The sequence below is a fragment of the Novosphingobium sp. GW835-FHT14H07 genome, from assembly GCF_058793515.1.
The window spans coordinates 19,713-40,512 of record NZ_JBXAFX010000016.1 but is presented as its reverse complement, the minus strand read 5'-3'; the positions used below and the strand labels follow the sequence as shown (position 1 = coordinate 40,512).

14 protein-coding genes are annotated in these 20,800 nt (G+C 63.5%); 10 read left to right on the top strand and 4 right to left on the bottom strand.

The window, feature by feature from the left end; all coding sequences use genetic code 11:
• The first annotated feature begins 1 nt into the window (after nucleotide 1).
• The 6 genes from xylA to AC1Q5P_RS14660 all read left to right on the top strand — a co-directional run bounded on the left by xylA (nucleotide 2) and on the right by AC1Q5P_RS14660 (nucleotide 8,062).
• On the top strand, nucleotides 2-1,309 hold the full coding sequence (gene xylA, locus AC1Q5P_RS14685) for a xylose isomerase (protein WP_039335900.1): 1,308 nt from the start codon (nucleotides 2-4) through the stop codon (nucleotides 1,307-1,309).
• A gap of 241 nt (nucleotides 1,310-1,550) precedes the next feature.
• Entirely contained in the window at nucleotides 1,551-2,138 is a 588-nt protein-coding gene (locus AC1Q5P_RS14680) for an acetylxylan esterase (RefSeq protein ID WP_236727160.1), read from the top strand.
• A gap of 10 nt (nucleotides 2,139-2,148) precedes the next feature.
• Nucleotides 2,149-3,597, top strand: coding sequence for a family 43 glycosylhydrolase (locus AC1Q5P_RS14675; protein ID WP_492519318.1), 1,449 nt, complete (start codon nucleotides 2,149-2,151; stop codon nucleotides 3,595-3,597).
• A 105-nt stretch (nucleotides 3,598-3,702) separates the two neighbouring features.
• Entirely contained in the window at nucleotides 3,703-4,443 is a 741-nt protein-coding gene (locus AC1Q5P_RS14670) for a FadR/GntR family transcriptional regulator (RefSeq protein ID WP_052242544.1), read from the top strand.
• 152 nt (nucleotides 4,444-4,595) lie between these two features.
• Complete coding sequence (locus AC1Q5P_RS14665) at nucleotides 4,596-6,905, top strand: glycoside hydrolase family 95 protein (RefSeq protein ID WP_492519317.1); 2,310 nt, start codon at nucleotides 4,596-4,598, stop codon at nucleotides 6,903-6,905.
• A 71-nt stretch (nucleotides 6,906-6,976) separates the two neighbouring features.
• On the top strand, nucleotides 6,977-8,062 hold the full coding sequence (locus tag AC1Q5P_RS14660; protein ID WP_492519339.1) for an AI-2E family transporter: 1,086 nt from the start codon (nucleotides 6,977-6,979) through the stop codon (nucleotides 8,060-8,062).
• A 3-nt stretch (nucleotides 8,063-8,065) separates the two neighbouring features.
• On the opposite strand, the gene AC1Q5P_RS14655 is transcribed toward AC1Q5P_RS14660, so the two are convergent.
• The 3 genes from AC1Q5P_RS14655 to AC1Q5P_RS14645 all read right to left on the bottom strand — a co-directional run bounded on the left by AC1Q5P_RS14655 (nucleotide 8,066) and on the right by AC1Q5P_RS14645 (nucleotide 15,324).
• A complete protein-coding gene (locus AC1Q5P_RS14655; protein ID WP_492519338.1) occupies nucleotides 8,066-10,726 on the bottom strand; it encodes a glycoside hydrolase family 3 C-terminal domain-containing protein in 2,661 nt (886 codons plus the stop codon).
• 60 nt (nucleotides 10,727-10,786) lie between these two features.
• Nucleotides 10,787-12,349, bottom strand: coding sequence for a tryptophan halogenase family protein (locus AC1Q5P_RS14650; RefSeq protein WP_492519316.1), 1,563 nt, complete (start codon nucleotides 12,347-12,349; stop codon nucleotides 10,787-10,789).
• A gap of 71 nt (nucleotides 12,350-12,420) precedes the next feature.
• Complete coding sequence (locus AC1Q5P_RS14645; RefSeq protein ID WP_492519315.1) at nucleotides 12,421-15,324, bottom strand: TonB-dependent receptor; 2,904 nt, start codon at nucleotides 15,322-15,324, stop codon at nucleotides 12,421-12,423.
• 368 nt (nucleotides 15,325-15,692) lie between these two features.
• On the opposite strand from AC1Q5P_RS14645, the gene AC1Q5P_RS14640 reads away from it, so the two are divergent.
• The 4 genes from AC1Q5P_RS14640 to AC1Q5P_RS14625 are packed head-to-tail and all read left to right on the top strand — an operon-like array spanning nucleotide 15,693 to nucleotide 20,426.
• Nucleotides 15,693-16,394 (top strand): SapC family protein, encoded by a 702-nt coding sequence (locus AC1Q5P_RS14640; protein ID WP_492519314.1) that lies wholly within the window; start codon nucleotides 15,693-15,695, stop codon nucleotides 16,392-16,394.
• The gene (locus AC1Q5P_RS14635; protein WP_370584374.1) at nucleotides 16,357-17,424 is read left to right on the top strand and encodes a cupin-like domain-containing protein; all 1,068 of its coding nucleotides are present in this window, start codon (nucleotides 16,357-16,359) and stop codon (nucleotides 17,422-17,424) included. The genes AC1Q5P_RS14640 and AC1Q5P_RS14635 overlap by 38 nt, the downstream gene beginning before the upstream one ends.
• Nucleotides 17,425-17,457: 33 nt before the next feature.
• Nucleotides 17,458-18,531, top strand: coding sequence for an alpha/beta hydrolase (locus tag AC1Q5P_RS14630; protein WP_492519313.1), 1,074 nt, complete (start codon nucleotides 17,458-17,460; stop codon nucleotides 18,529-18,531).
• Nucleotides 18,528-20,426, top strand: a complete 1,899-nt coding sequence (locus AC1Q5P_RS14625; protein ID WP_492519312.1) for an NPCBM/NEW2 domain-containing protein — start codon at nucleotides 18,528-18,530, stop codon at nucleotides 20,424-20,426. The genes AC1Q5P_RS14630 and AC1Q5P_RS14625 overlap by 4 nt, the downstream gene beginning before the upstream one ends.
• On the opposite strand, the gene AC1Q5P_RS14620 is transcribed toward AC1Q5P_RS14625, so the two are convergent.
• Nucleotides 20,423-20,731: a hypothetical protein gene (locus tag AC1Q5P_RS14620; protein WP_039335882.1), complete on the bottom strand. Its 309-nt coding sequence runs from the start codon at nucleotides 20,729-20,731 to the stop codon at nucleotides 20,423-20,425. The two genes, AC1Q5P_RS14625 and AC1Q5P_RS14620, sit on opposite strands and share 4 nt — an antisense overlap.
• Nucleotides 20,732-20,800: the final 69 nt, after the last annotated feature.

Below are 20,800 nucleotides of genomic sequence, written 5' to 3'. Positions count from 1 at the left end.
TATGTCCGCAGCCTATTTCGATGAATTCGCGACCGTCCGCTACGAGGGTCCTGACAGCACCAGTGATCTTGCATATCGCTTCTACGACAAGGACCGCATGGTCTTCGGCAAGCGCATGGAAGACTACCTGCGCTTTGCCGTGTGCATGTGGCACACCTTCTGCTGGCCCGGCAGCGACGTGTTTGGCGCTGGCACGTTCGATCGCCCCTGGCTCAACGGTCCGCAGGACGAAAGCGCCGCCCGCGCCAAGCGTGAAGCCGCTCTCGCCTTTGTCGAGAAGCTCGACCTGCCGTTTTACTGCTTCCACGATGTCGACGTGATGGCACCGGCCGAGAGCATCGGCGAATTCCGCGCCAGCTTCGCTCGCGCCGTCGATCACCTCGAAGAGCTGCAGGCCAGGCACGGCCGCAAGCTGCTGTGGGGAACGGCCAATCTGTTCGGCCACCCGCGCTACCTTGCCGGCGCCGCCACCAGCCCTCGCCCGGAAGTCTATGCGTGGGGTGCCAGCCAGGTGCGGGATGCTCTTGAAGCGACCCATCGTCTCGGCGGCTCGAACTATGTTTTGTGGGGCGGGCGTGAAGGTTACGACACGATCCTCAACACCGATCTCAAGACCGAGCAGGAAAACTTCGGTCGCTTCCTCAGCCTCGTGGTCGAACACAAGCACAAGATCGGCTTCAAGGGCACGATCCTGATCGAACCCAAGCCGCACGAGCCAACCAAGCACCAGTACGACTTCGATACCCAGACCGTGTACGGCTTCCTCAAGCGCTTCGGCCTCGAAAACGAAGTCAAGGTCAACATCGAGGCCAACCACGCAACGCTTTCGGGCCATACCTTCGAGCATGAAATCGCCATGGCCGGCGCGCTCGGGGTGTTCGGTTCGATCGACGCCAACCGCGGCGACCCGCAGAATGGATGGGACACCGACCAGTTCCCCAACTCGGTCGAGGAACTGACGCTGGCCTGCATCGAGATCGAGCGCGCTGGTGGTTTCACCGACGGCGGCTTCAACTTCGATGCCAAGGTCCGCCGCCAATCAGTTGATGCAGCTGACCTTTTCCACGGCCACATCGGCGGCGTCGATGTCATCGCCAAGGCCCTGCTGCGTGCCGAGGCGATCATCGCCGATGGTCGCATCGATGCCTTCCGCGCCGAACGCTATGCTGGTTGGAATGGCGAGCTGGGGGCAACCATCCGCAAGTCAAGCCTCGCCGAAATCGCGGACCTCGCCGTGGCGCAGGATCTCAAGCCGGCCCCGGTCTCGGGCCGTCAGGAATGGCTGGAGAACATGCTCAACCGGTTCTGATCAAACTGGTCTGAGTAAAAGCAGAAGCCCGCGGCACGAATGCGAGTGCCGCGGGCTTTTTACGCCTTCGACGTTGATAATTATCGTTGAAACCTCATCTTCTTTAACTCATACAATTGTAAGAATATGAGAGGATGACATGATTCGGACCTCCGCCTTTCTTGCGGCGGTGGGCGCAGTACTTTGCGCGTCTGCCACACCCGCAATTTCACAACCGGCCCCTTCGCTCGCCCCATACTTCGTGCCAGCCACAACCGGCAGCACGTCGGTTGACGAAGATGGCTTCATTCGCCGCTGGCTGCTGCTTGAGCCGATCACAAAGCCTAATCGCACCAACCAGCTCTTTACCAGCGACTACGTGCGCAAGGCCTTTGCTGAAGACCGACCCGCAGGTCTCGACCGCAAGCTGCCCAGTGAAGGCCAGACCGTTTCGCACAAGGGCGCTGCCCTCACCTGGCATGCGCTTGACGCCACGCAGTGGGACGCCAAGCTGTTCTACTTCGCCGCCGCCTACGGCAAGCCGACTTACGGCGTAATCTTCTGGGCAACGACGGTGATCGACGCGCCACGCGATATGCCCCAAGCTCACCTCGCCGTCGGCTCCAACTCCGCATCGATGTGGTGGCTGAACGGGAAGGAAGCCGCGGCCTTGTTCGGCGACCGTCGCATGGTCATGGACGATGTCGTCTCGCCCGCGCTCGGTTTGAAAAAGGGTCGTAACGTGCTGCACGGCGCGGTCATCAACGGCCCCGGCCTGTCCGATTTCGCGGTCCGATTCGTCGACGACAAGGGACAGCCGATCCGCGATCTCAAAGTTACCCTGCGCTGAAAGGCCTGTGATGAACACCAAGCTCCTCGCCGCCGCAGCTCTCGCCGGCATTGCCGCCCCGCTTCTCGCGCAGAGCAACCCCGTCGCGCAGATGGAGGGCGAGCCTTACATCCATGATCCCTCGACAATTGCGCATTCAGATGGTCGCTTCTACACCTTCGGCACCGGCAAGGGCGGCCTGGTGTCGTCTGACGGCTGGACCTGGAAAAGCGGGCCAGTTCGGCCCGGCGGCGGCGTAGCGCCCGACGTGATCAATCTGGGGGATCGCTACTACGTGGCCTGGGCCGTCGGCGGCGGCGGCATGAATGGCGGCCACAAGAGCGACGTGAAGATCATGTGGACGAAGTCGCTCGATCCCGCGTCCAGGGATTTCGGTTTCCACGAGGTCGGCACCGTGGCTTCGAGCGATGGCTTCGAGAACAACGATGCAATCGACCCGGCCTTCCTGCTCGCCGAAGGGCGCCTTTGGCTCAGCTACGGCACCTACTTCGGCGCGATCCGGATGGTCGAACTTGATCCAAAAACTGCCGAACGCCTGCCCGGCAACCAGCCCGTCGATATCGCGATCGACATGGAGGCAACCGCACTGCTTTATCGTGATGGCTGGTACTATCTGCTCGGCACCCATGGCACCTGCTGCGACGGGCCCAACTCGACCTACAATATCCGCGTCGGCCGTTCGAGGAGCCCGCTCGGCCCTTATGTCGACAACTTCGGCGTGCCCCTGCTCAAGGGTGGCGGCAAGCTGGTCTGGGGATCGAACGGCCGTGGTCGCGGCGCTGGCCATTTCGGCCTGGTTGAGCTCGGCGATGGCGTGGAAAAGTTCTCGTTCCACTACGAGGCCGATATGGACCGCTCCGCGCGCAGCGTTCTCGCAATCCTGCCGCTGACCTGGAAGAACGGTTGGCCAGTGGGACAGGAAAATCTGCGCCCCGGCACTTACGAGATCCAGTCCGAGCGCGGCGGCGCGCTGCAATTGGCGGTGGACGAAGTGCGCTTGCCCTGGTCGTGGACCGGTTTCGGCCCGCCCAAGGAGCCGGTCAAGCCCGTGCCGGATCAGACTCTGGAGCAGAACCAGGCCGTGTGGTCCAAGGGCACGATCGCGGTCGACATGGGTACGTACCAGGTCCGTCCCAATCAGCATTGGACAGTCGAACCTGCGACCGGTGCCGGGGGCTGGTTCGGCGCGCCGTATATGAAGATCGTCATCGCCGGAACGAACCGCGCTCTTGCCGCCACGCCGTCGGGCGATGTCGTGACAGTGCCGGAATACACCGGCGCACCCGAACAGCTCTGGCGGATCGACATGCTGCCGGATGGCACCTATCGAATCGTCCCGAAGACCACGCCCGATCCCATGAAGCCCCTGGCCTTGGCCGCTGTCGGGGCCAGCACGCCGCGGCTCGTCCGCTTCGACACGGCGTCCGAGGCTGGCAAATGGACCTTCCGTAGGCCATGACGGCAAAGGACTGACAGTTCGATAAGGGTGACCCCCCGACCATCGAACTGCTGGACTTTGCCGAAATTGCGCCCAAATAGGGCACAGGGGCGCAAGGAGCTGAAAGTGTCGCGAAGCAAGGAACAGGGCGGGGACGCGATCGACAGGTCTGACAAATCTTTACGCCTACACGGCAGCATCGCGCGCGATCTTGGTATTGCCATTGTCACCGGTAAATACGCCCCCGGCCACGTGCTGACGAGCGAGGTCGATTTTGCCGAGCGCAACCACATTTCGCGCACCGCCTATCGCGAGGCAATCCGTATCCTCGCCGCCAAGGGCCTGGTCGAAAGCCGCCCGAAGGCAGGCACCAAGATCACCGATCCGTCGCGCTGGCACATCCTCGATCCCGACGTTCTTGCCTGGACCTTCGAGGGCGAACCCAGCCAGGCCGCGATTGACGACCTGTTCGAGCTGCGACTGATCATCGAACCGGCGGCCGCCGAAATTGCTGCCACCCGCCGGACCGGTGCGCAACTGGCGCAGATGGGCCACGCGCTTGAGGAAATGGCCAAGCACACGCTGGCTTCGCCGCTCGGTCAGGCCGCGGACCAGTCGTTCCACACCACGCTGCTGAAGGCGACTGGCAACATGGCGCTGATCTCATTGGCCAGCACCATCTCGGCTGCGGTGCGATGGACCACGATCTACAAGCAGCGCAAGCGCAAGCTGCCGCGCGATCCCTTGCCAGATCACCGCGTGCTGTTCGATGCCGTGGCCGATGGCGACGGCCCTGCCGCCCGTGCTGCCATGCAGAAACTGATCGAACTGGCACTTGCCGATATCGATCCGCCGGCGCGCGCCTGAGGTATAGCCGTCTGCAGCTTTTCGCTGGACAGCCCAGTATTTAGTCATACTTATTATCCGGCGGCCTTACGCTGCCGGATATGGCTCTTGCACGCCGATCCGAGATCCAGAAAACACCATCGTACGATGGTCATCGGACTACGGGAAGCGGGATGCCAATCACACGCAGGCAGGCAATCGCAGCGGGTGCTGCTGTTGCTGGACAGGGAATTGTCGGACTTCCTGCCAAGGCTGCGCCCCCCGCGCCCCGGCAGGATGTGCTGTGGTATCGCCAGCCTGCCTCGATCTGGACCGAAGCCCTTCCGGTGGGCAACGGCAGGCTCGGAGCAATGGTCTTCGGCGGCACCACGTCAGAACGGATCCAGCTGAACGAAGACACGCTGTGGAGCGGCGGCCCTTATGATCCGTTGAACCCGAAGGCTGGTCCTCAAGCGGTGGAGCACATCCGCAAGCTGATCGCGCAGCGCCGCTTTGCCGAAGCGGAAGCCCTCGCCAACGACTGCCTGATCGCACGGCCTGTCTCGCAGATGTCCTATCAGACCTTCGGCGATCTCTTCATCGACATGGACCTTCCCGGCACGCCAAGGACCTATCGCCGCGAACTTGATCTCGACAAAGCCATCGCCACAACCCACTTCGCCACCTCCACCGGCACCATAACGCGCGCGGTACTGGCAAGCCCCGTCGATCAGGTCATCGCCATCCACCTCTCGGCCAGTCACGGCGTCACGCTGAATTTGGCCGTTCGTTTTGACACGCCGCAAGACGCGACGGTCCGCGCGGCCGGCAATGCAATCCACGCAGAGGGCCGCAATCGGGCAGATCACGGCATCCCCGCCGGCCTGGGCCTCGCCGCAAGGATCACCGCCAGCGCCCAAGGCGGAAGCGTCCGGACGGAGGGCGCCACGTTGGTCGTCAGTGGGGCCTCGCACGCGACCATCCTCGTCGCGCTCGCGACCAGCCACGCAGGCGATCCTGTCGCCACCGTCGCCCGCCAGATCGCCAATGCCAGCGCCCGGCCATGGGTGGCCTTGCGCGATGCTCACATCGCCGAGCATCGCCGCCTCTATCGCCGCGCAGCGCTTCACCTCGGCCCCGCCAGCCCCCTGCCTACCGACGAGCGCATCAAAGCCAATGTCGAAAGCGACGAACCCGCCCTCGCCGCGCTCTATTTTGCCTATGCCCGCTACCTGATGATCTGCTGCTCGCGCCCCGGCAAACAGCCCGCGAACCTGCAGGGCATCTGGAACGAGAGCACCAAGCCGCCGTGGGGATCGAAGTACACGATCAATATCAACACCCAGATGAACTACTGGCTGGCGGACCCAGCCAACCTCGGCGAATGCGCCGAGCCGCTGCTGCGCATGGTCCGCGAACTTGCGGTCAGCGGGGCGAAGACCGCCCGCGCCATCTATGGGGCAAGGGGCTGGGTTGCCCACCACAACACCGATCTGTGGCGCGCCTCCAGCCCGATCGATGGTGCCGCATGGGGCATGTGGCCGATGGGCGGCGCATGGCTCTGCAACGCGCTGTGGGACCGCTGGGACTATGGCCGTGACCGGGCATGGCTGGCCGCAATCTACCCCCTCATGCGCGGCGCGGCAGAGTTCTTTCTCGAGACCCTGCAGCCCTCGTCCCAGGGCCTGATCACCTCCCCCTCGATCTCGCCCGAGAACCGCCACCCGTTTGGCGCTTCGGTCTGCGCCGGCCCAGCGATGGACCGCCAGATCCTGCGAGACCTGTTCGATCGCACCGCAGCTGCCGCCACCGTTCTGGACCGCGACGCCGATTTCGCCGAGCAGCTGCGTCACGCCCGCTCCGCCCTCGCGCCTGACCGCATCGGCAAAGCCGGGCAGCTGCAGGAATGGCTCGAAGACTGGGACGAAGCTGCGCCCGAACAGGACCATCGCCACGTCTCGCACCTCTATGCGCTCTATCCCGGCCACCAGATCAACCCGGACGGCACGCCAGAACTGGCGAGGGCAGCGCGCGTCTCCCTCGACCGACGCGGTGATGAATCAACCGGATGGGCCACCGCCTGGCGGATCGCCCTGTGGGCGCGGCTGCGGGATGGCGAGCGGGCGCACAAAATCCTGCGCAGCCTGCTTTCGCCCGCGCGCACTTATCCCAACATGTTCGACGCGCATCCGCCCTTCCAGATCGACGGCAACTTCGGCGGCAGCACCGCAATGATCGAAATGCTGATGCAAAGCCGGGGCAGTTCGCTTCATCTCCTTCCCGCGCTTCCCCGGGCCTGGCCTTCTGGCAGTGCCCGAGGGCTGATTGCGCGAGGCGGGGTGGCAGTCGATCTTAAGTGGACGGAAGGACAACTCGTTCAGGCCGTGCTGCAACCGATGGAAAGTGGCACGGTCGAGGTGCGCCTGGGCGAAATCCGCCGCACCATCACTCTCTCTGCCGGGCGTCTTGTGACGCTGAAAGGCTCCACACTGGCGATAAGCTGAAACCGCTTGCGAACCCATGCGTTGCGCTGGCACTTGGGTGCATGCGGGTTCGGCCGCAGGATGGGGGAATGATGCTGGAGCGTAGCAAGATCGAAAAGGGCGGATTCGTCCTGTTTCTGGTACTTGTCACCGTCGGGTTGACGCTTGTCGTATCGCACTTTCTTGGCGCGATGCTGTGGGCGGCGCTGGCCGCGATCATGTTTCATTCGCTGAACGAGCGCCTGCTCGAACGGTGGCCGGAAAGGCGCAGTCGCGCTGCTGCAATGACGCTGCTGATCATCACCTTTGCGGTGATCATCCCTGCCATGCTGATCGGAACCATGGTGGTGGAACAAGCTTCCGGCGTATTCGCGCAACTGCGCACCGGTGAGCTGAATTTCTCCTCCTATTTCAAACAAGTACACGACGCTCTTCCGGTTCGGCTTCAGGACCTGCTCGGCAATGCCGGTTTTGGTACGTTCGAGACCGCGCAGAGCCGCATTTCCGAAGCCCTCGGCAACAGCGCCAGCGCAATCACGCAGCGCGCACTGGCCTTTGGCGCAAATGCGGCATCCTTCCTTCTTGCTTTTGCTGTAGGCCTTTACGTCACGTTCTTCATGCTGCGTGATGGATATGTGCTGGGTCCGCAGATTGTCCGCGCCCTGCCTCTTGCGGATTCGATCGCCGCCCAGATCGTCGAGCGGTTCGTCGCCGTGGTACGTGCCACGATCAAGGGCTCGGTGCTTGTTGCCTTGGCACAGGGCGCACTTGGCGCGATCACTTTCGCAATAGTCGGTCTGCCCGCCTCACTGCTCTGGGGTGCGCTCATGGCCATTGCCGCACTGCTACCCGCGATCGGCCCTGCCATCGTCTGGGGCCCGGTCGCGATCTACCTCTTCGCCACGGGTGCGATCTGGCAGGGCGCAGTCGTGATCGGATCGGGCGTCATGGTCATCGGCCTTGCCGACAACGTCCTGCGTCCGATGCTGGTCGGCCGCGATACCGGCATCCGCGACTGGCTGGTTCTGGTGACAACGCTGGGCGGGATCGAGTTGCTAGGCCTTTCCGGCATCGTTGTCGGCCCGGTGGTCGGGGCCCTGTTCCTCACCGGCTGGCAGATCCTGACCGAACAAAGACTGGCGCTTCACCCTGCCGAGAGACAAGGCGAAGCGCCGTGATCTTCACTTCGGCAGATCGACCACGCGGTCTACGCTGAAGGTCGTCTCGGTCCCCGGCAGTCCGCTGTCGGGCTGGCCCCCGCCCAGGTTGAGGCGATAAGTCCCCGCAAAAACCTGCCTCACTCCGTCCGGCCGCACGGCCGAAAGGTCACGCGGCGAAAGCTCCAGCGTCACCGCCTTGCTCTCGCCCGGCTTCAGGGAAACCCGCTGAATCCCGCGCAGCGCAACGCGCGGGGCACCGGGCTGATCGGGGAAGCGCAGGTAGGCCTGCACCACTTCCTCGCCTTCGCGCGCGCCGGTGTTGGTCACCTGCGTCGTCACGCGAATGCCATTGGCCGTGTTGCCGCCAACCGGATCGACCTTCGCAGGGCCATAGCCGAATGTCGTGTAGCTCAGGCCATAGCCAAAGCCATAAACCGGCTTGCCGGTGAAGTAGCGATAAGTCCGCCCCTTCATCGAATAATCGGTGAATGCCGGCAGGTCCGCCGTGTCCTTGTAGAACGTCAGCGGCAGACGACCGGATGGATTGGTCTTGCCTGTCAGCACATTGGCCACGGCAAGCCCCCCGGCCTGACCTGGATACCACGCCTCTACCAGTGCATCGGCATTGTCCCTGGCCCATGACAGGTTGATCGGGCTGCCGTTCATCGCCACGACGACGAGCGGCTTGCCGAGCGTGCGCGCCCGGATCAGCAGTTCGCGCTGATCCATCGGCAGTTCCAGACTGGTCTTGTCACCGCCGTCGAAGCCCTCGATCTTGAGCGGCATTTCCTCGCCTTCAAGGTCCGCCGTCAGGCCGACCACGGCGACCAGCACATCGGCCTCGGCCGCGCCGCGCGCCAGATCGCCCCAGGGGTCCTTGCTGATGCGCTTCCAGAACAAGCCCGGCCCCGCCGCGCCGCCTCCTTCGATATCGAAGTGCAGCGGATAGCGCTCGCCCTTCTTCAGTTCGACCTCGACGTACTTTGGCGGCTCACCCCACAGCGAGTAGTGATCGGAGGTGATCACGGGCTTCCCGCCAATCTCGATTGCGCCCTTCACCGCGGTCACGCCCATCTTGTACAGGCCGCTTTCCGGCGCCACGAAGAAGCCGTCCCACACCACCTTGTGCGCCGGGCTCACCTCTTTCAGCTGCATCGCGCTGCTTTTCAGGTTGGTCTCGATCCGCGTGACCACCGGCTTTGCCGTGAACGTCCGTTCGCCGCGCGGCTTGTCGGGATCCACCGCGTTATAATAGACTGCCTTCAGCCCCGGCTTCCCGTCAGGCGTCAGGAAGTTGCCATCCGTCACCAGATCGCCGTCGACGATCGAAGGAGAGAACGGCACATAGTTGACCTGCGCTCCCGGCATCGCGCGGCGCAAGCCCTCGACAACCGAGATTGGCGGCGCGGAATTGGCGGAGGAGTAATTGCCCCGCAGCACCCGCGTCGCATCGCCCAGGGGTCCGATCACCGCCACCCGCGCGCCGGCCTTCAGCGGCAGCACGCCCGTGTTCTTGAGCAGGACCAGGCTCTTCTCGGCAGACTTGAGCGAAAGGTCCCAACCTGCCTGCGTGCCCACTGCGCTCACCGGCGTGGCATTGGGCTTGCGCGCGCTCATCCCGCCCAGGTCGCCATTGCGATAGCGTGCCGAGAACAGCCGCACCAAAACGCGGTCAAGGTCGCCTTCGGTCAGGTAGCCCGCCTTCAGTGCCGCCTTGTAGCGGTCGGCCAGCCCCTTGGCCTCACCAATGGTGCCGGTGTGGCATTCGTTGTCGACGCCCGCCAGCAGGCCTACCGCCACGCCCGAGGCAGCATCGGGCGCATACTTGTGGCGATCATAGATATCGACCACCGCATCGCAGTCCGAAACGACATAGCCTTTGAAGCCCCACGCCCCGCGCAGCCTGTCCTTCAGTAAGAGATCGCTCGCGCAGGCCGGCTGCCCGTCAACGCGGTTGTAGGCGCACATGATCGATCCGGCCTTGCCCTCGACGATCGCGGCGCGGAACGCGGGCAGATAGGTGTCTTCCAGATCGTGGCGCGAAACCATGATATTGTCGGTATGCCGGGTCGGTTCGGGCCCTGAATGCACCGCAAAGTGCTTGGGGCTGGCGATCACGTCGGGCAGATCCGGGCTCGGCCCCTGGATGCCCTTCACGTAAGCGACGCCCAGTTGCGCCGTCAGGTACGGGTCCTCGCCATAGGTCTCCTGCCCACGGCCCCAGCGCGGATCGCGGAAGATGTTGATGTTGGGCGCCCAGGTGTCGAGCCCGGTGCCGATCTTGCCGAGATGCCCGGTCTGCCGAGCCAGCGTGTGCAGGCCCTGCAGTTCGGTGCTGATCACCCGTGCCACGTCATGGATCAATGGCGGGTCGAACGTGGCAGCAAGCCCGATGGATTGCGGGAAGTTCGTGGTCGGGACGGCACCGCCCGCGCCATGCAGGCTCTCGGTCCACCAGTTGTAGGCCGGCACGCCAAGGCGCGGGATGGCCGGCGCGACATTCAGCAATTGCTCCACCTTTTCGTCGGTGTTCATCTTCGCCACCAGCGCTGAAGCCAGGCGGTCCGCCTCGGCCCGCGGATCAACCTCCTGCGCGTTGGCGGTGGACAGAGTTAGCGTTACCACGCTGACGGACCCAAGCAGCAGTCGCGCGAGGCCGCGCGTTGGCAATGAACTGGCGATCACGATTTTCCTCTCAAGTATCCCGTGCCGATGCGACCCGGCAGGGCTGGTCGTTGCGGATCAGACTGGCTGCAATCCGTATTTCACGATGCGGTCGATCAGGTCGCGATGCCTGGGCAGTCCACTCAGCATTCGCGCAGTGACGTCGGCATTCTCTGCCCGCGCCCGCCGCGCCTCACGCACTTCCGGTTCGAGCGTCCGCGCGGAGACCTCGGTTCGGAAACCCATTCCATAGAGCACGTACTGATAAGATGCCGAAGGGAACACCTCGTCCACCCGGTCAAACTCCTCGTGCATATAGGGGCCCTGATACTGCCACAGCGCCATCAGCTCCTGCAGCCTCTCGGGAATGGAGGCCGGGTCCATGTTGTCCCGCCAGAACGCCGTATCGCGTCGCTGGCTCAAGACGTAATGCAGCTTGAGAAAGTCGATGATCCGGCCCCAGCGGTACAGCGTCTTCTCGTTGTAGCGCCGCGCCACCACGTCCATAACCTCGCGCACCGGGGGCATCTGGTCTGCGATCATCTTGGCCGAAAGCTCGATCAGCACGATGGCGGAGGCTTCCAGTGGCTCGAGGAACCCTGCCGCCAGCCCCACGGCAACGCAATTGTTCTTCCAGAACAGTTCGCGGTGGCCCGAACGGATATCGATCTTGCGCACCGCAAGACCTTCCGCCGCCGGACCCACATAAGCGCGCAGTTCCGCCTCGGCATCCTCGCGGCTGATATGGCGGCTTGAATAGACGTGCCCAACACCCCGTCGCGTCGGCAAACCGATGTCCCAGATCCACCCCGCCGATTGCGCGGTCGAGATCGTGTGCGTTGCCACCGGCGCATCGGGGGCGGGATATGGCACCTGCATGGCGAGCGCGGTGTCGCAGAAGAGCACGTCGTTGCAGTCCTTGAAGCCGACGCCGAGCGTCTGCCCGAGCAGCAGGCTGCGCATGCCGGTGCAGTCGATGAAAAGATCGCCGCTGACTTCGCCTGCCTGCTCGGTCGCGATCGCGCGAATGTCGCCGCTTTCGTCCTGAAGCACTTGGCGCATGTCTGCCAGCACGTGGCGCACGCCCAGCTTTTCGGTGCAATGCCGCTGCATGAACGGCGCGAACTTGCCGGCATCGAGATGGTAGGCGTAATTCGCCTGCCCCTCGTACTCGGCATTGACCATCGACTTGGGCGCCAGGTTCTCGTCGCAGAGCCGCCCTTGCGGACATACCGCGTCGCAGAAGGTCTCGCCGTTGTCGCCACCCTCGTTCAGCGTGCCCGCCAGCCAATGCGGCGCAAGGTTCAGTTGCCCGAAGCGCTGGGGCAGGACCAATGGATGATAATAGGCGTCGTCCTCGGCGCCGGTGGTCCACTTCGCAAACAGCGCGCCTTGCTTGAAGGCGGCATCGCATTCGCGGAAAAAATCGGTTTCGGAAATGCCCACGCTCTTGAGCGTCGAGCGCAGCGTAGGCCAGGTCCCTTCGCCCACGCCTATGATCGGCACGTTGGGGCTTTCCACCAAGGTGACGGAGAAGTCGTGTCCGATCCGGGCCTTGTGCTTTGCGGCAATGATCGCTGCGGTCAGCCACCCGGCCGTTCCGCCACCGACAATCACGACATCGCGCACTGCACGAACCATCCGCGCACCTCTCCGTCCTGCTTTTGCAGCAGTGCCGGGGCACGAAGCTCCGGCACCACCATCACGTCTTGTCAGTAGTTGAAACGTGCGCCGAAGACAAAGCGGCGACCGTAGTTGAACGTGTCGAGCGACATGTTCGAAAAGCGACCATAAGTGCTGTAGTTCGAGTTGTTGAGGTTGGTGCCCTCGACAAAGACCGACAGCTCCTTGGTCACTTGGTAGCTTGCGCTGGCATCGATCTGGAACTGACGGTTCACGTTGACCGGTTCCGCACCGAAGGTGCCGCCCTGCTGCTGGCCAAGGCCAAGCAGGTACTTGTCGCGCCAGTTACCGGCAACGCGCACTTCCAGACCGTTCTTGTCATAGAACGCCACGAGGTTCGCGGAGTTGGCAAGGCCGGTGATGGCAAAGGCCGAACCCGAGATGTCCGCCGTGTTGAAGGTGCGGTTGGTATTGACCAGCGTGGCGTTGGCGTTGAACCCGAAGCCGGTTTCGCCGAAGACCTGCTGCCAGGCGATTTCCACGCCGCGCACCACGCCGTCCGGACCGTTTACCTTGCTGTTCACCTGGAACTGCGCGGGCTGGTTCGTGAACGGATCGACCACGCCGTTGATCGTCTGGGTGCTCACGCCGCCGACGATGAAGTTCGAGATGAACTTCATGAAGCCGTTGACCGCGAAGTACGAGTTGGAACCGTAGTACCATTCGACACCGAGATCGAGGTTGTCGGCAAGGTAGGGCTTGAGGCTGGCGTTGCCGCCCGATGCCGCAAGGCTGCCCCTGCGCAGCGTGCCGAGGTTGATCGTCGGGCGCAGATCACCCAGCGCCGGGCGGGTCAGCGTGCGCGATGCATCGAAGCGCAGGATCAGGTTCGGCTTCACCTCCAGCTTCACGTCAAGGCTGGGCAGGACGTAGTTGTAGGAAATGCTGCGCTCGATCAGCTGCTGCGGCGTGAAGGTATCGACCTGGATCAGCGTCGGGTCGGTCGGCACCGTGATCAACTTCACCGGATTGCGGCCAAGCGCGCCCGAAGTCAGCTTGGTGTACTCGTCGCGTACGCCGGCGCTGACCTTGAACGGCATATCACCGATCTCGCTCTCGAAGTTGATGCGCAGATAGGCCGCAAACGTCTGCTCCTTGACGTTGAGCACGCTGTCCGGGTTGAACGCAGGCGCAGTCGTGCCGCGTCCGGTCGCCTCGAGCACCCGGTACACCGCCACCGGATCGTACTTGATGATCGCAGGGGCGAGGTTGCCTTCGTAACCCGGAATGAAGTTGTTGGTGCTGATGATGCCCTGATAGACACTGTCTGGCAGCGGTGCGACGGCGCCGGTGCGGCCAGACGGAGCGCCGTAACCACCGTAGCGGAAGAACGTGCCGTTCACGAACGGGCTTTCGCCTTCCTGATGATACTTGTTTTCCTGGAAGCTGCCGCCGAAGTGGACCTTCAGGTTGTCGCCGTCCCACTTGCCGCCGATCTTCACCTGCTTGACGAGGTTGGTGAAGTAGTTGGGGAAGCCGGCAATCACGTGGCTGCCGATCAGCGACTTGTCGGTAAAGCGCGAAACGTCGCCACCCGGCCCCACGTCGTGGATGCTGGGCAGGAAGTTGTTGCTCGGCCCGCCGATCTTCACGCCGGTATTGGCGCCAAGGATCGTCGAATAGCGGCTGCACGAAGTCGGCGCGGTCGTCGGGCCCGCACCGGCGGGATACGTGCAACCCGTCGACAGGAACGGCCCGTTCGGATCGGCATTGGTGCCGCCGTAACCGATGTCCATCGCGTTCTGGTAGCCGTTGCGGCCGGGATTGAGGACCGAGCGCGAGAGCGATGCGTCGAAGTCGAAGCTCAGCTCGTCGGTCGCATCCCACTTCAGGTTGCCGCCGAACATGTAGGTCTGGTTGATCGTCCGCGCCAGGCTGGCGTTGAAGTCCATCGGCGTGCCGAACTGGTTGAAATCAACCACCGTGCCGTTGCTGTCCTGCTTCACATTGCGCAAGTCGTCACCGTTGAACCATGCGCCGTAGCCATAGGTCGCGGTGTTCAGCGTCTGGCGGGTGAAGTTGCCGTCCAGCGTCAGCAGCACATCGTCACCGGCCTGCCACTGATAGGCAAGACGGCCGTCGATGCGCTCGTCCTTCGTGGTAATCTGGTTGGCGCCAACCTGCTGCGGGAACCAGCCCAGCACGTTCTTCTTGGCAGGCGTGAAGTCGTTGGTCTGACAGGCCGCCTGCGCCTGGCACTGATAGAAGTAGTTGCCGATCCACCCCGGGATGAAGACCTGGTTGGTTTCGGTATCGACGCGGCGATAGGCGGCGTAGGCCAGGATGCCCATGGTGTCGTCGGCAAAACGCGTGCTCGCGAGGGCCGCACCCGAAGGCGTAACCTTGCCGCTGCGGTCCTGAACGGCACCGGAAGCCTTTACCGCAAACTTGCTGTCTGCGCTGTCGAAGGGCTTGGGCAGGGCAACATTGATCGTCGCACCGATGGCGCTGGCGCCCAGTTCGACGTCGGGAGTCTTGAAGACCGAGATGTTCGAGACGAAGTCCGAGCCGATCGTCGTGAAGTCGACCGCACGGCTGCCCGAAGCGGTCGAAAGGCGACGCCCATCGAACTGCGTGTCGTTGAAGTCACCGCCAAAGCCGCGCACGGTCACGCCATTGGCTTCGCCGCGAGCGCCAGAACGCTGGATCGAGATGCCGGGCAGGCGCTGCAGTGCGTCAGCCACGTTGGCATCCGGGAACTTGCCGATGTCTTCGGCCGAAATCGCATCGACCACGCCCGAAGCCGTGCGCTTGATCTCCATGTTGCGCTGGAGCGAGCCACGAATGCCGGTGACGATGATTTCGGCGTTGCTCGGCTCGTCGTTCATGACCGAGCTTTGCGCTTCCTGCGCCGCAACCGGCATCGCCATGGCAAGCGCGATCGCGCCTGCTGCACTTCCGATAAGGAAGCGTGAATTGATGGACGTCCTCATACCCTCTCCACTGCTACTCTGACGGCCCCCCCGCCCGGGAAGGTGATCTGCATCCGGCTGCCCCACACGACAGGACCGGCAGCCATGACGAAGCACGCGCAATCGGAGAAGCATCGCGCAGGCGAACTGCGATTTCCCTTCAGCCTCTCAACCCTGCAGGCGCTCTGTCAGCGTCACCTTGCGAGACCGGTGTAGCTGATCTAGGTAGCGCTATCAATACCAAATTGTCTGCGCAATGGCACCTTGGTTGGATAGTGTTGCAACAAGGCCGCGGATGGCGTTAGATCAGCCATGTTAGCGCGCACATGAAGTACCGGGCATAACCGCGATAAGCTGCCTGAAAGACAGGGAAAGACGGGAGAGGACGAATGGCTGAGCAACTCGAGATCCTGAACAGCGAGGTCCATCGCAACCTGGCCATGCACCCTCTTGCTGGCGCGCATCCGCACATGGTGCAGATCTCGCTGCCCGAAGTCGAAGCGGCCGCATCCTGCTGTCCGGTCATGCTGGCCAAGTCCCCCGAAACAGGGCGATTCGCCATCGTCGCGTTGTTCGGATTCTCGCCCGAAGAAGTCCTCGTGGAGGGTGCGGGCACTGGAAACGCTGCGTTTCTTCCGCTCGACCTGCAACGGCAGGGATTTTTTGCCTCTGACGACAACATTGCCGTCGATCTTGCTCATCCCCGCTTCGCGCCCGGTGGCACGATTCCCCTGTTCGACGCCATGGGCGGCCCGACCGACGAGATGCGTCTCGTCCAGCGCGCCATCGGTACGTTGATGGGCAACGCTGCAAGGACGGAAAGATTCATTGCCGATATCGTCGAGGCGCGGCTGGTCGAACCGGTCGACATTTCCCTGAAGTTCGACGATGGCCAGACCGTCGCCCTGAATGGCCTCTACACGGTCAGCGGCGATGCGCTTGCAGATCTCGATGATACTAGAATCATCAGACTATTTAGAGACGGCTCCCTGGCTGCTGCATTGGCGATCCGCGCGTCGCTGCGCCAGATCGGCCAGCTTGCCCGCAGGCGGAATGAACGTCTCGCCATGCCTGCCAGCGGCTGGGCATGACATGACCGGACAGGCCCGGCCAGAACTGACAGAAATCTCGAAAGACCACACCGCGCTGGTCAGCGCGGAGGCGTTTCGCGTTCAAGTTATTGAAACGGGTCGGCCCGCGGTCATCAGAGGCCTCGGCGCGGCTTTGCCAGCGACACGGGCCGCAAGCGCAGAGCCAGGCGCAGTGCTGGACTATATGCTTGGATTTGCGAACGAACGCCGACCACAAGTCTTCCAGAGCGATCCGATCAACGCGGGCCACTATTTCTATTCGGACGATCTTTCCGGCTTCAACTTCACGCGCAGCGAAATGGCGCTCAGAGATGCCTTCCACGCGATGCTGGCCCACGCGGCCGATCCCTCGGCGCCGACGACCTATGTCGGTTCGCTTGTCGCGCACGCCTATCTTCCCGGCTTTGCCGAGCCCAATCATGTTGCCATCGTGCCCCGATCTGTCGAACCACGCCTGTGGATCGGCAATCCGTCCACCGCTGCGGCTCACTACGATGCTTATGAAAATCTGGCCTGCGTGATCGCCGGAGAGCGCACGTTCACGCTCTACCCGCCTGATGCCATTGGCGATCTCTACGTTGGTCCGATCGACAATACGATGGCCGGCCAACCCGCGAGCCTCGCCGCCGGCAATCCGGACCCAGCGCGCTTCCCCCGCTTCGAAAAGGCCCGCGCCCGTGCCATCGCCGTTACCCTGCAGCCGGGCGATGCCCTCTTCCTGCCCAAGTTGTGGTGGCACCAGGTTGAAGCCAAGGCCCCGATCAACGTCATGCTCAACTACTGGTGGGACGCCACTGCCACCGGGCCTGACGCGCCCTCGCTGTCTATGCTCCACGCCATGATCGCCATAGCCGAACGCCCAGAGGCAGAGCGCATGGCCTTCCGCGCCTTCTTTGATCACTACGTCTTCCGCACCGAAGGCCACCCCCTTGCCCATTTGCCCGAAGACCAGCGCGGCGTCCTCGGCAATCTCAAGGCCAACTACGGCCAGATCCGCGCCATGCTCCTCCGCGCACTGCGCGGCAGCTGACAACAACCAGAACCAACCTCGGGAGATTGACCAATGCGCCTTTTGCCTATGCTGGCCCTCTCAGCCCTCACGATGGGAGCGCTACCTTCAAGCGCATACGCGCAAGTGCAGACGCCTGCACCCGCTGCCATTGCTGGCGCACCCAAGACCACGGTCCAGAAGATCTCTGTTCACGCCACGGCCCTCGAAGGCGCGCTTGAAGGCGATAGCGCCGATCGTGACGTCTTCGTCGTCCTGCCGCCCAGCTACGCGAAGAATCCGAAAGGCCGTTATCCGGTGGTCTATGCGCTCCACGGCTATTCCATCGGCGCGCAGCAATGGATGGGCGAGATCCACGTGCCGCAGGTGATCGAAGGCGGCATGGCCCAAGGTGCGCGCGAGATGATCTACGTCTTCCCCGACAGCAAGACCGTGCACAACGGCTCGATGTATTCCTCGTCTGTCACCACCGGCGATTTCGAAACCTTCATCGCCCGCGATCTTGTGACCTACATCGACAGCCACTTTCGCACCCTGCCCACGCGCGAAAGCCGCGGTCTCGTCGGCCATTCGATGGGCGGTTACGGCGCCAAGCGCATCGGCATGAAGCATGCCGACGTGTTCGGCGCGCTCTACCTGATGAGCCCGTGCTGCCTCTCCGCGCGCGGCCTGTTTGGCGTCACGCCCGAGACGATGAAGGCCTATGCCGCGATGAAGAGCCCGGCCGACTCGGCCAGCCTGCAATGGGCACAGCGCGGCACCCTGGCGGCTGCCGCCGCCTGGTCACCCAACCCGAAGAACCCGCCGCTCTATCTCGACCTGCCGTTGACCGCCGACGGCAAGACCCGCGATGACGTCATGGCGAAATGGGCCGCCAACGCCCCGCTCTCCTTCGTAGACCAGTACATCCCGAACATGCGCCGCTACGCTGCGATTGCCATGGACGTGGGCGACAAGGACGGCCTCAAGACCGATACCGAAACCCTGCACAAGGTCCTCGAAACCTACGGCATCGCCAACAGCTTCACGCTGTACGAAGGCGATCACACCAATCGCGTCGCCTTCCGCTTCCAGGAACAGGTCGTGCCGTTCTTCAGCAAGCACCTCGCGTTCGGAGCAACGAAGTGAAGCGCCTCACTGTCGCCGCCCTGCTCGCAGCAACCACCCTCGCATCCTCGGCCAACGCCGCCGACAAGCCGCTCGAGGCCCGTGGCACCTGGAGCGTAACGACGCGTGGCTCCGCCCCGCTGCCGCCGATGGGCTGGAACAGCTGGAACGCCTTCGGCACCGACATCGACGAGGAAAAGGTCATCGCCTCGGCGCAACTGATCGTTGATTCCGGGCTCGCCGCCAAGGGCTACCGCTACGTCAACATCGACGATGGCTGGTGGGCGAAGCGGCGGCAGGCTGATGGCCGTGTGCTGATCCGCACCGACAACTTCCCTTCGGCCCGAACGGCTGATGGCAACACCAGCTTCCGCCCTTTCACCGACCGGCTTCACGCCATGGGCCTGAAAGCCGGCATCTACAGCGAGATCGGCCGAAACAGCTGCGGCCAGATCTACGGCGATCCCGCCGGCCCCGGCCAGCCCGCGGGCACCATGGCCGAACGCGAGATCGGCCTCTACGGCCACATCGATCAGGACATCGCGCTCTATTTCGGCGAATGGAACTTCGACTATATCAAGGTCGACGGCTGCGGCATCCGGGCGCTCGCGGCGGATAGCCCGCAGGTCAAATCCGGCCGCCTGCGCGCGCTGGATCCGCTGATCGACTACGACACGATCCCGCGCACCAATATCCCCGCAGTGAAGGGCCTGTTCGATCAGGTGGGCCAGGCGCTGTCGCGCAACAAGCCTGGCAACGATTTCGTCCTGTCGATCTGCCTGTGGGGTTCGGCCGACGTCCGCTCATGGGCGCGTACCCTCGGCAACCTTTCGCGCACCAGCGAGGACATCTCCCCCAATTGGGAGCGGATGCTGCACAATCTCGATTCCGCCTCCCGGCGTGAACTTTACGCCAAGCCCAACAGCTGGAACGATCCCGACATGCTGTTCATCGGCAGCGGCGAGTTCGACGATGCGCACCTCACCGAGGCGCGTTCGCACATGTCGCTGTGGGCGATGCTCAACGCACCTCTGATCATCGGCTTCGATCTGCGCAAGGCCTCGCCAGCGATGATGGGCGTGCTCGGCAATGCGCAGGTCATCGCGCTCAATCAGGACGCGGCCGCGCATCAGGCCGTGCTGGCCTATGATGGCGACAGCGTTCAGATCTTCACCAAGACGCTGGCCGACGGCACCAAGGCTGTCGCCCTGTTCAACCGCACCGGCAGCCCGATCGACGTGAAGCTTATCGCGTCGCACCTCAAATACCGCGCCGATAAACCGATTACCCTCACTGATTTGTGGGACGGCGACACGAAATCCTTCACCAATGAAATGCCGGTCCATCTCGAACGCCACCAGACCCTGCTGTTCAAGGCCAGCGGCACGCGCGAGCACGCGCAAGGCCTTTACCTGTCCGAGCAACCCGGCAACGTGAACCCGGCGGTCGACGGCATCGTGCATCCCATGGCCGACCCGATGGTCTATCGCGGCCTTCTGCCCTGGCGCTCGACCAAGGCCGATGGCGAGCATCCCGTCTATGGCGGTTGGGGCGGTGCGCGGGCAGATGCGACCCCCTTCGCCCAGACTCCGAAGATCGCGGGCAAGACCTATCACAACGCCATCGGCACCCTCGCCAACTCTCGCCTCGAAGTCCGCAACACCGGCTTCTCGACCTTCACCACCCTCGCCGGGATAGACGACTCCGTCGCCGACCCCACCGCTCGCGTCCGCTTCTCGGTCCACGCCGATGGCAAGCTGCTGAAGCAGACCGGGTGGATGAAGCCCGGCGACGCGCCTGCCGCCATTGCCGTGCCGGTCAAGGGCGCGAAGATCGTGGAACTGGTCGCCGAAGGAAACCGCCCGGAGATGCAAAATGTGGCGGTCGACTGGGCCGAAGCGGCGCTCGACCGCTAGGCTTGGCGCCGCACAAGGCGCCAGACCCGCATCACGCCCAGCACCACCAGCGCCCAGAAGCCAAGATCCGCAAGGAACGGGCCGGGCCGGAAGTCATCCTCCGGCCCGATCTGGTGCGGCACGGAAGTGGCCGTGCTGTCCGCCAGAAACGGCGCGGGCCACCCCGCCACCTCGCGCGGCAACCAGTTCTGCTCGAGCGGCCCCTCGAACCCATACATCGCCCGTTCGTCGGACGCGGGATGGATCAGCGCGCTTGCGCAGGTGAGGAGCAAAGCGAAGGCGGCAACGAGGATCGATCTCAGCATCACAGCCAAAACGCGGCAGCAAACGCAAAGTGCCGCCCCCAGCGGACGGTCTACGTTCCGCTGTTCAGG

Excerpts from the sequence above, each read along its gene's own strand:
- xylA (WP_039335900.1), top strand. The coding sequence starts at position 2 with ATGTCCGCAGCCTATTTCGATGAATTCGCGACCGTCCGCTACGAGGGT.
- AC1Q5P_RS14675 (WP_492519318.1), top strand. The coding sequence starts at position 2,149 with ATGAACACCAAGCTCCTCGCCGCCGCAGCTCTCGCCGGCATTGCCGCC.
- AC1Q5P_RS14665 (WP_492519317.1), top strand. The coding sequence starts at position 4,596 with ATGCCAATCACACGCAGGCAGGCAATCGCAGCGGGTGCTGCTGTTGCT.
- AC1Q5P_RS14660 (WP_492519339.1), top strand. The coding sequence starts at position 6,977 with ATGCTGGAGCGTAGCAAGATCGAAAAGGGCGGATTCGTCCTGTTTCTG.
- AC1Q5P_RS14650 (WP_492519316.1), bottom strand. The coding sequence starts at position 12,349 with ATGGTTCGTGCAGTGCGCGATGTCGTGATTGTCGGTGGCGGAACGGCC.
- AC1Q5P_RS14645 (WP_492519315.1), bottom strand. The coding sequence starts at position 15,324 with ATGAGGACGTCCATCAATTCACGCTTCCTTATCGGAAGTGCAGCAGGC.
- AC1Q5P_RS14640 (WP_492519314.1), top strand. The coding sequence starts at position 15,693 with ATGGCTGAGCAACTCGAGATCCTGAACAGCGAGGTCCATCGCAACCTG.
- AC1Q5P_RS14635 (WP_370584374.1), top strand. The coding sequence starts at position 16,357 with ATGAACGTCTCGCCATGCCTGCCAGCGGCTGGGCATGACATGACCGGA.
- AC1Q5P_RS14630 (WP_492519313.1), top strand. The coding sequence starts at position 17,458 with ATGCGCCTTTTGCCTATGCTGGCCCTCTCAGCCCTCACGATGGGAGCG.
- AC1Q5P_RS14620 (WP_039335882.1), bottom strand. The coding sequence starts at position 20,731 with ATGCTGAGATCGATCCTCGTTGCCGCCTTCGCTTTGCTCCTCACCTGC.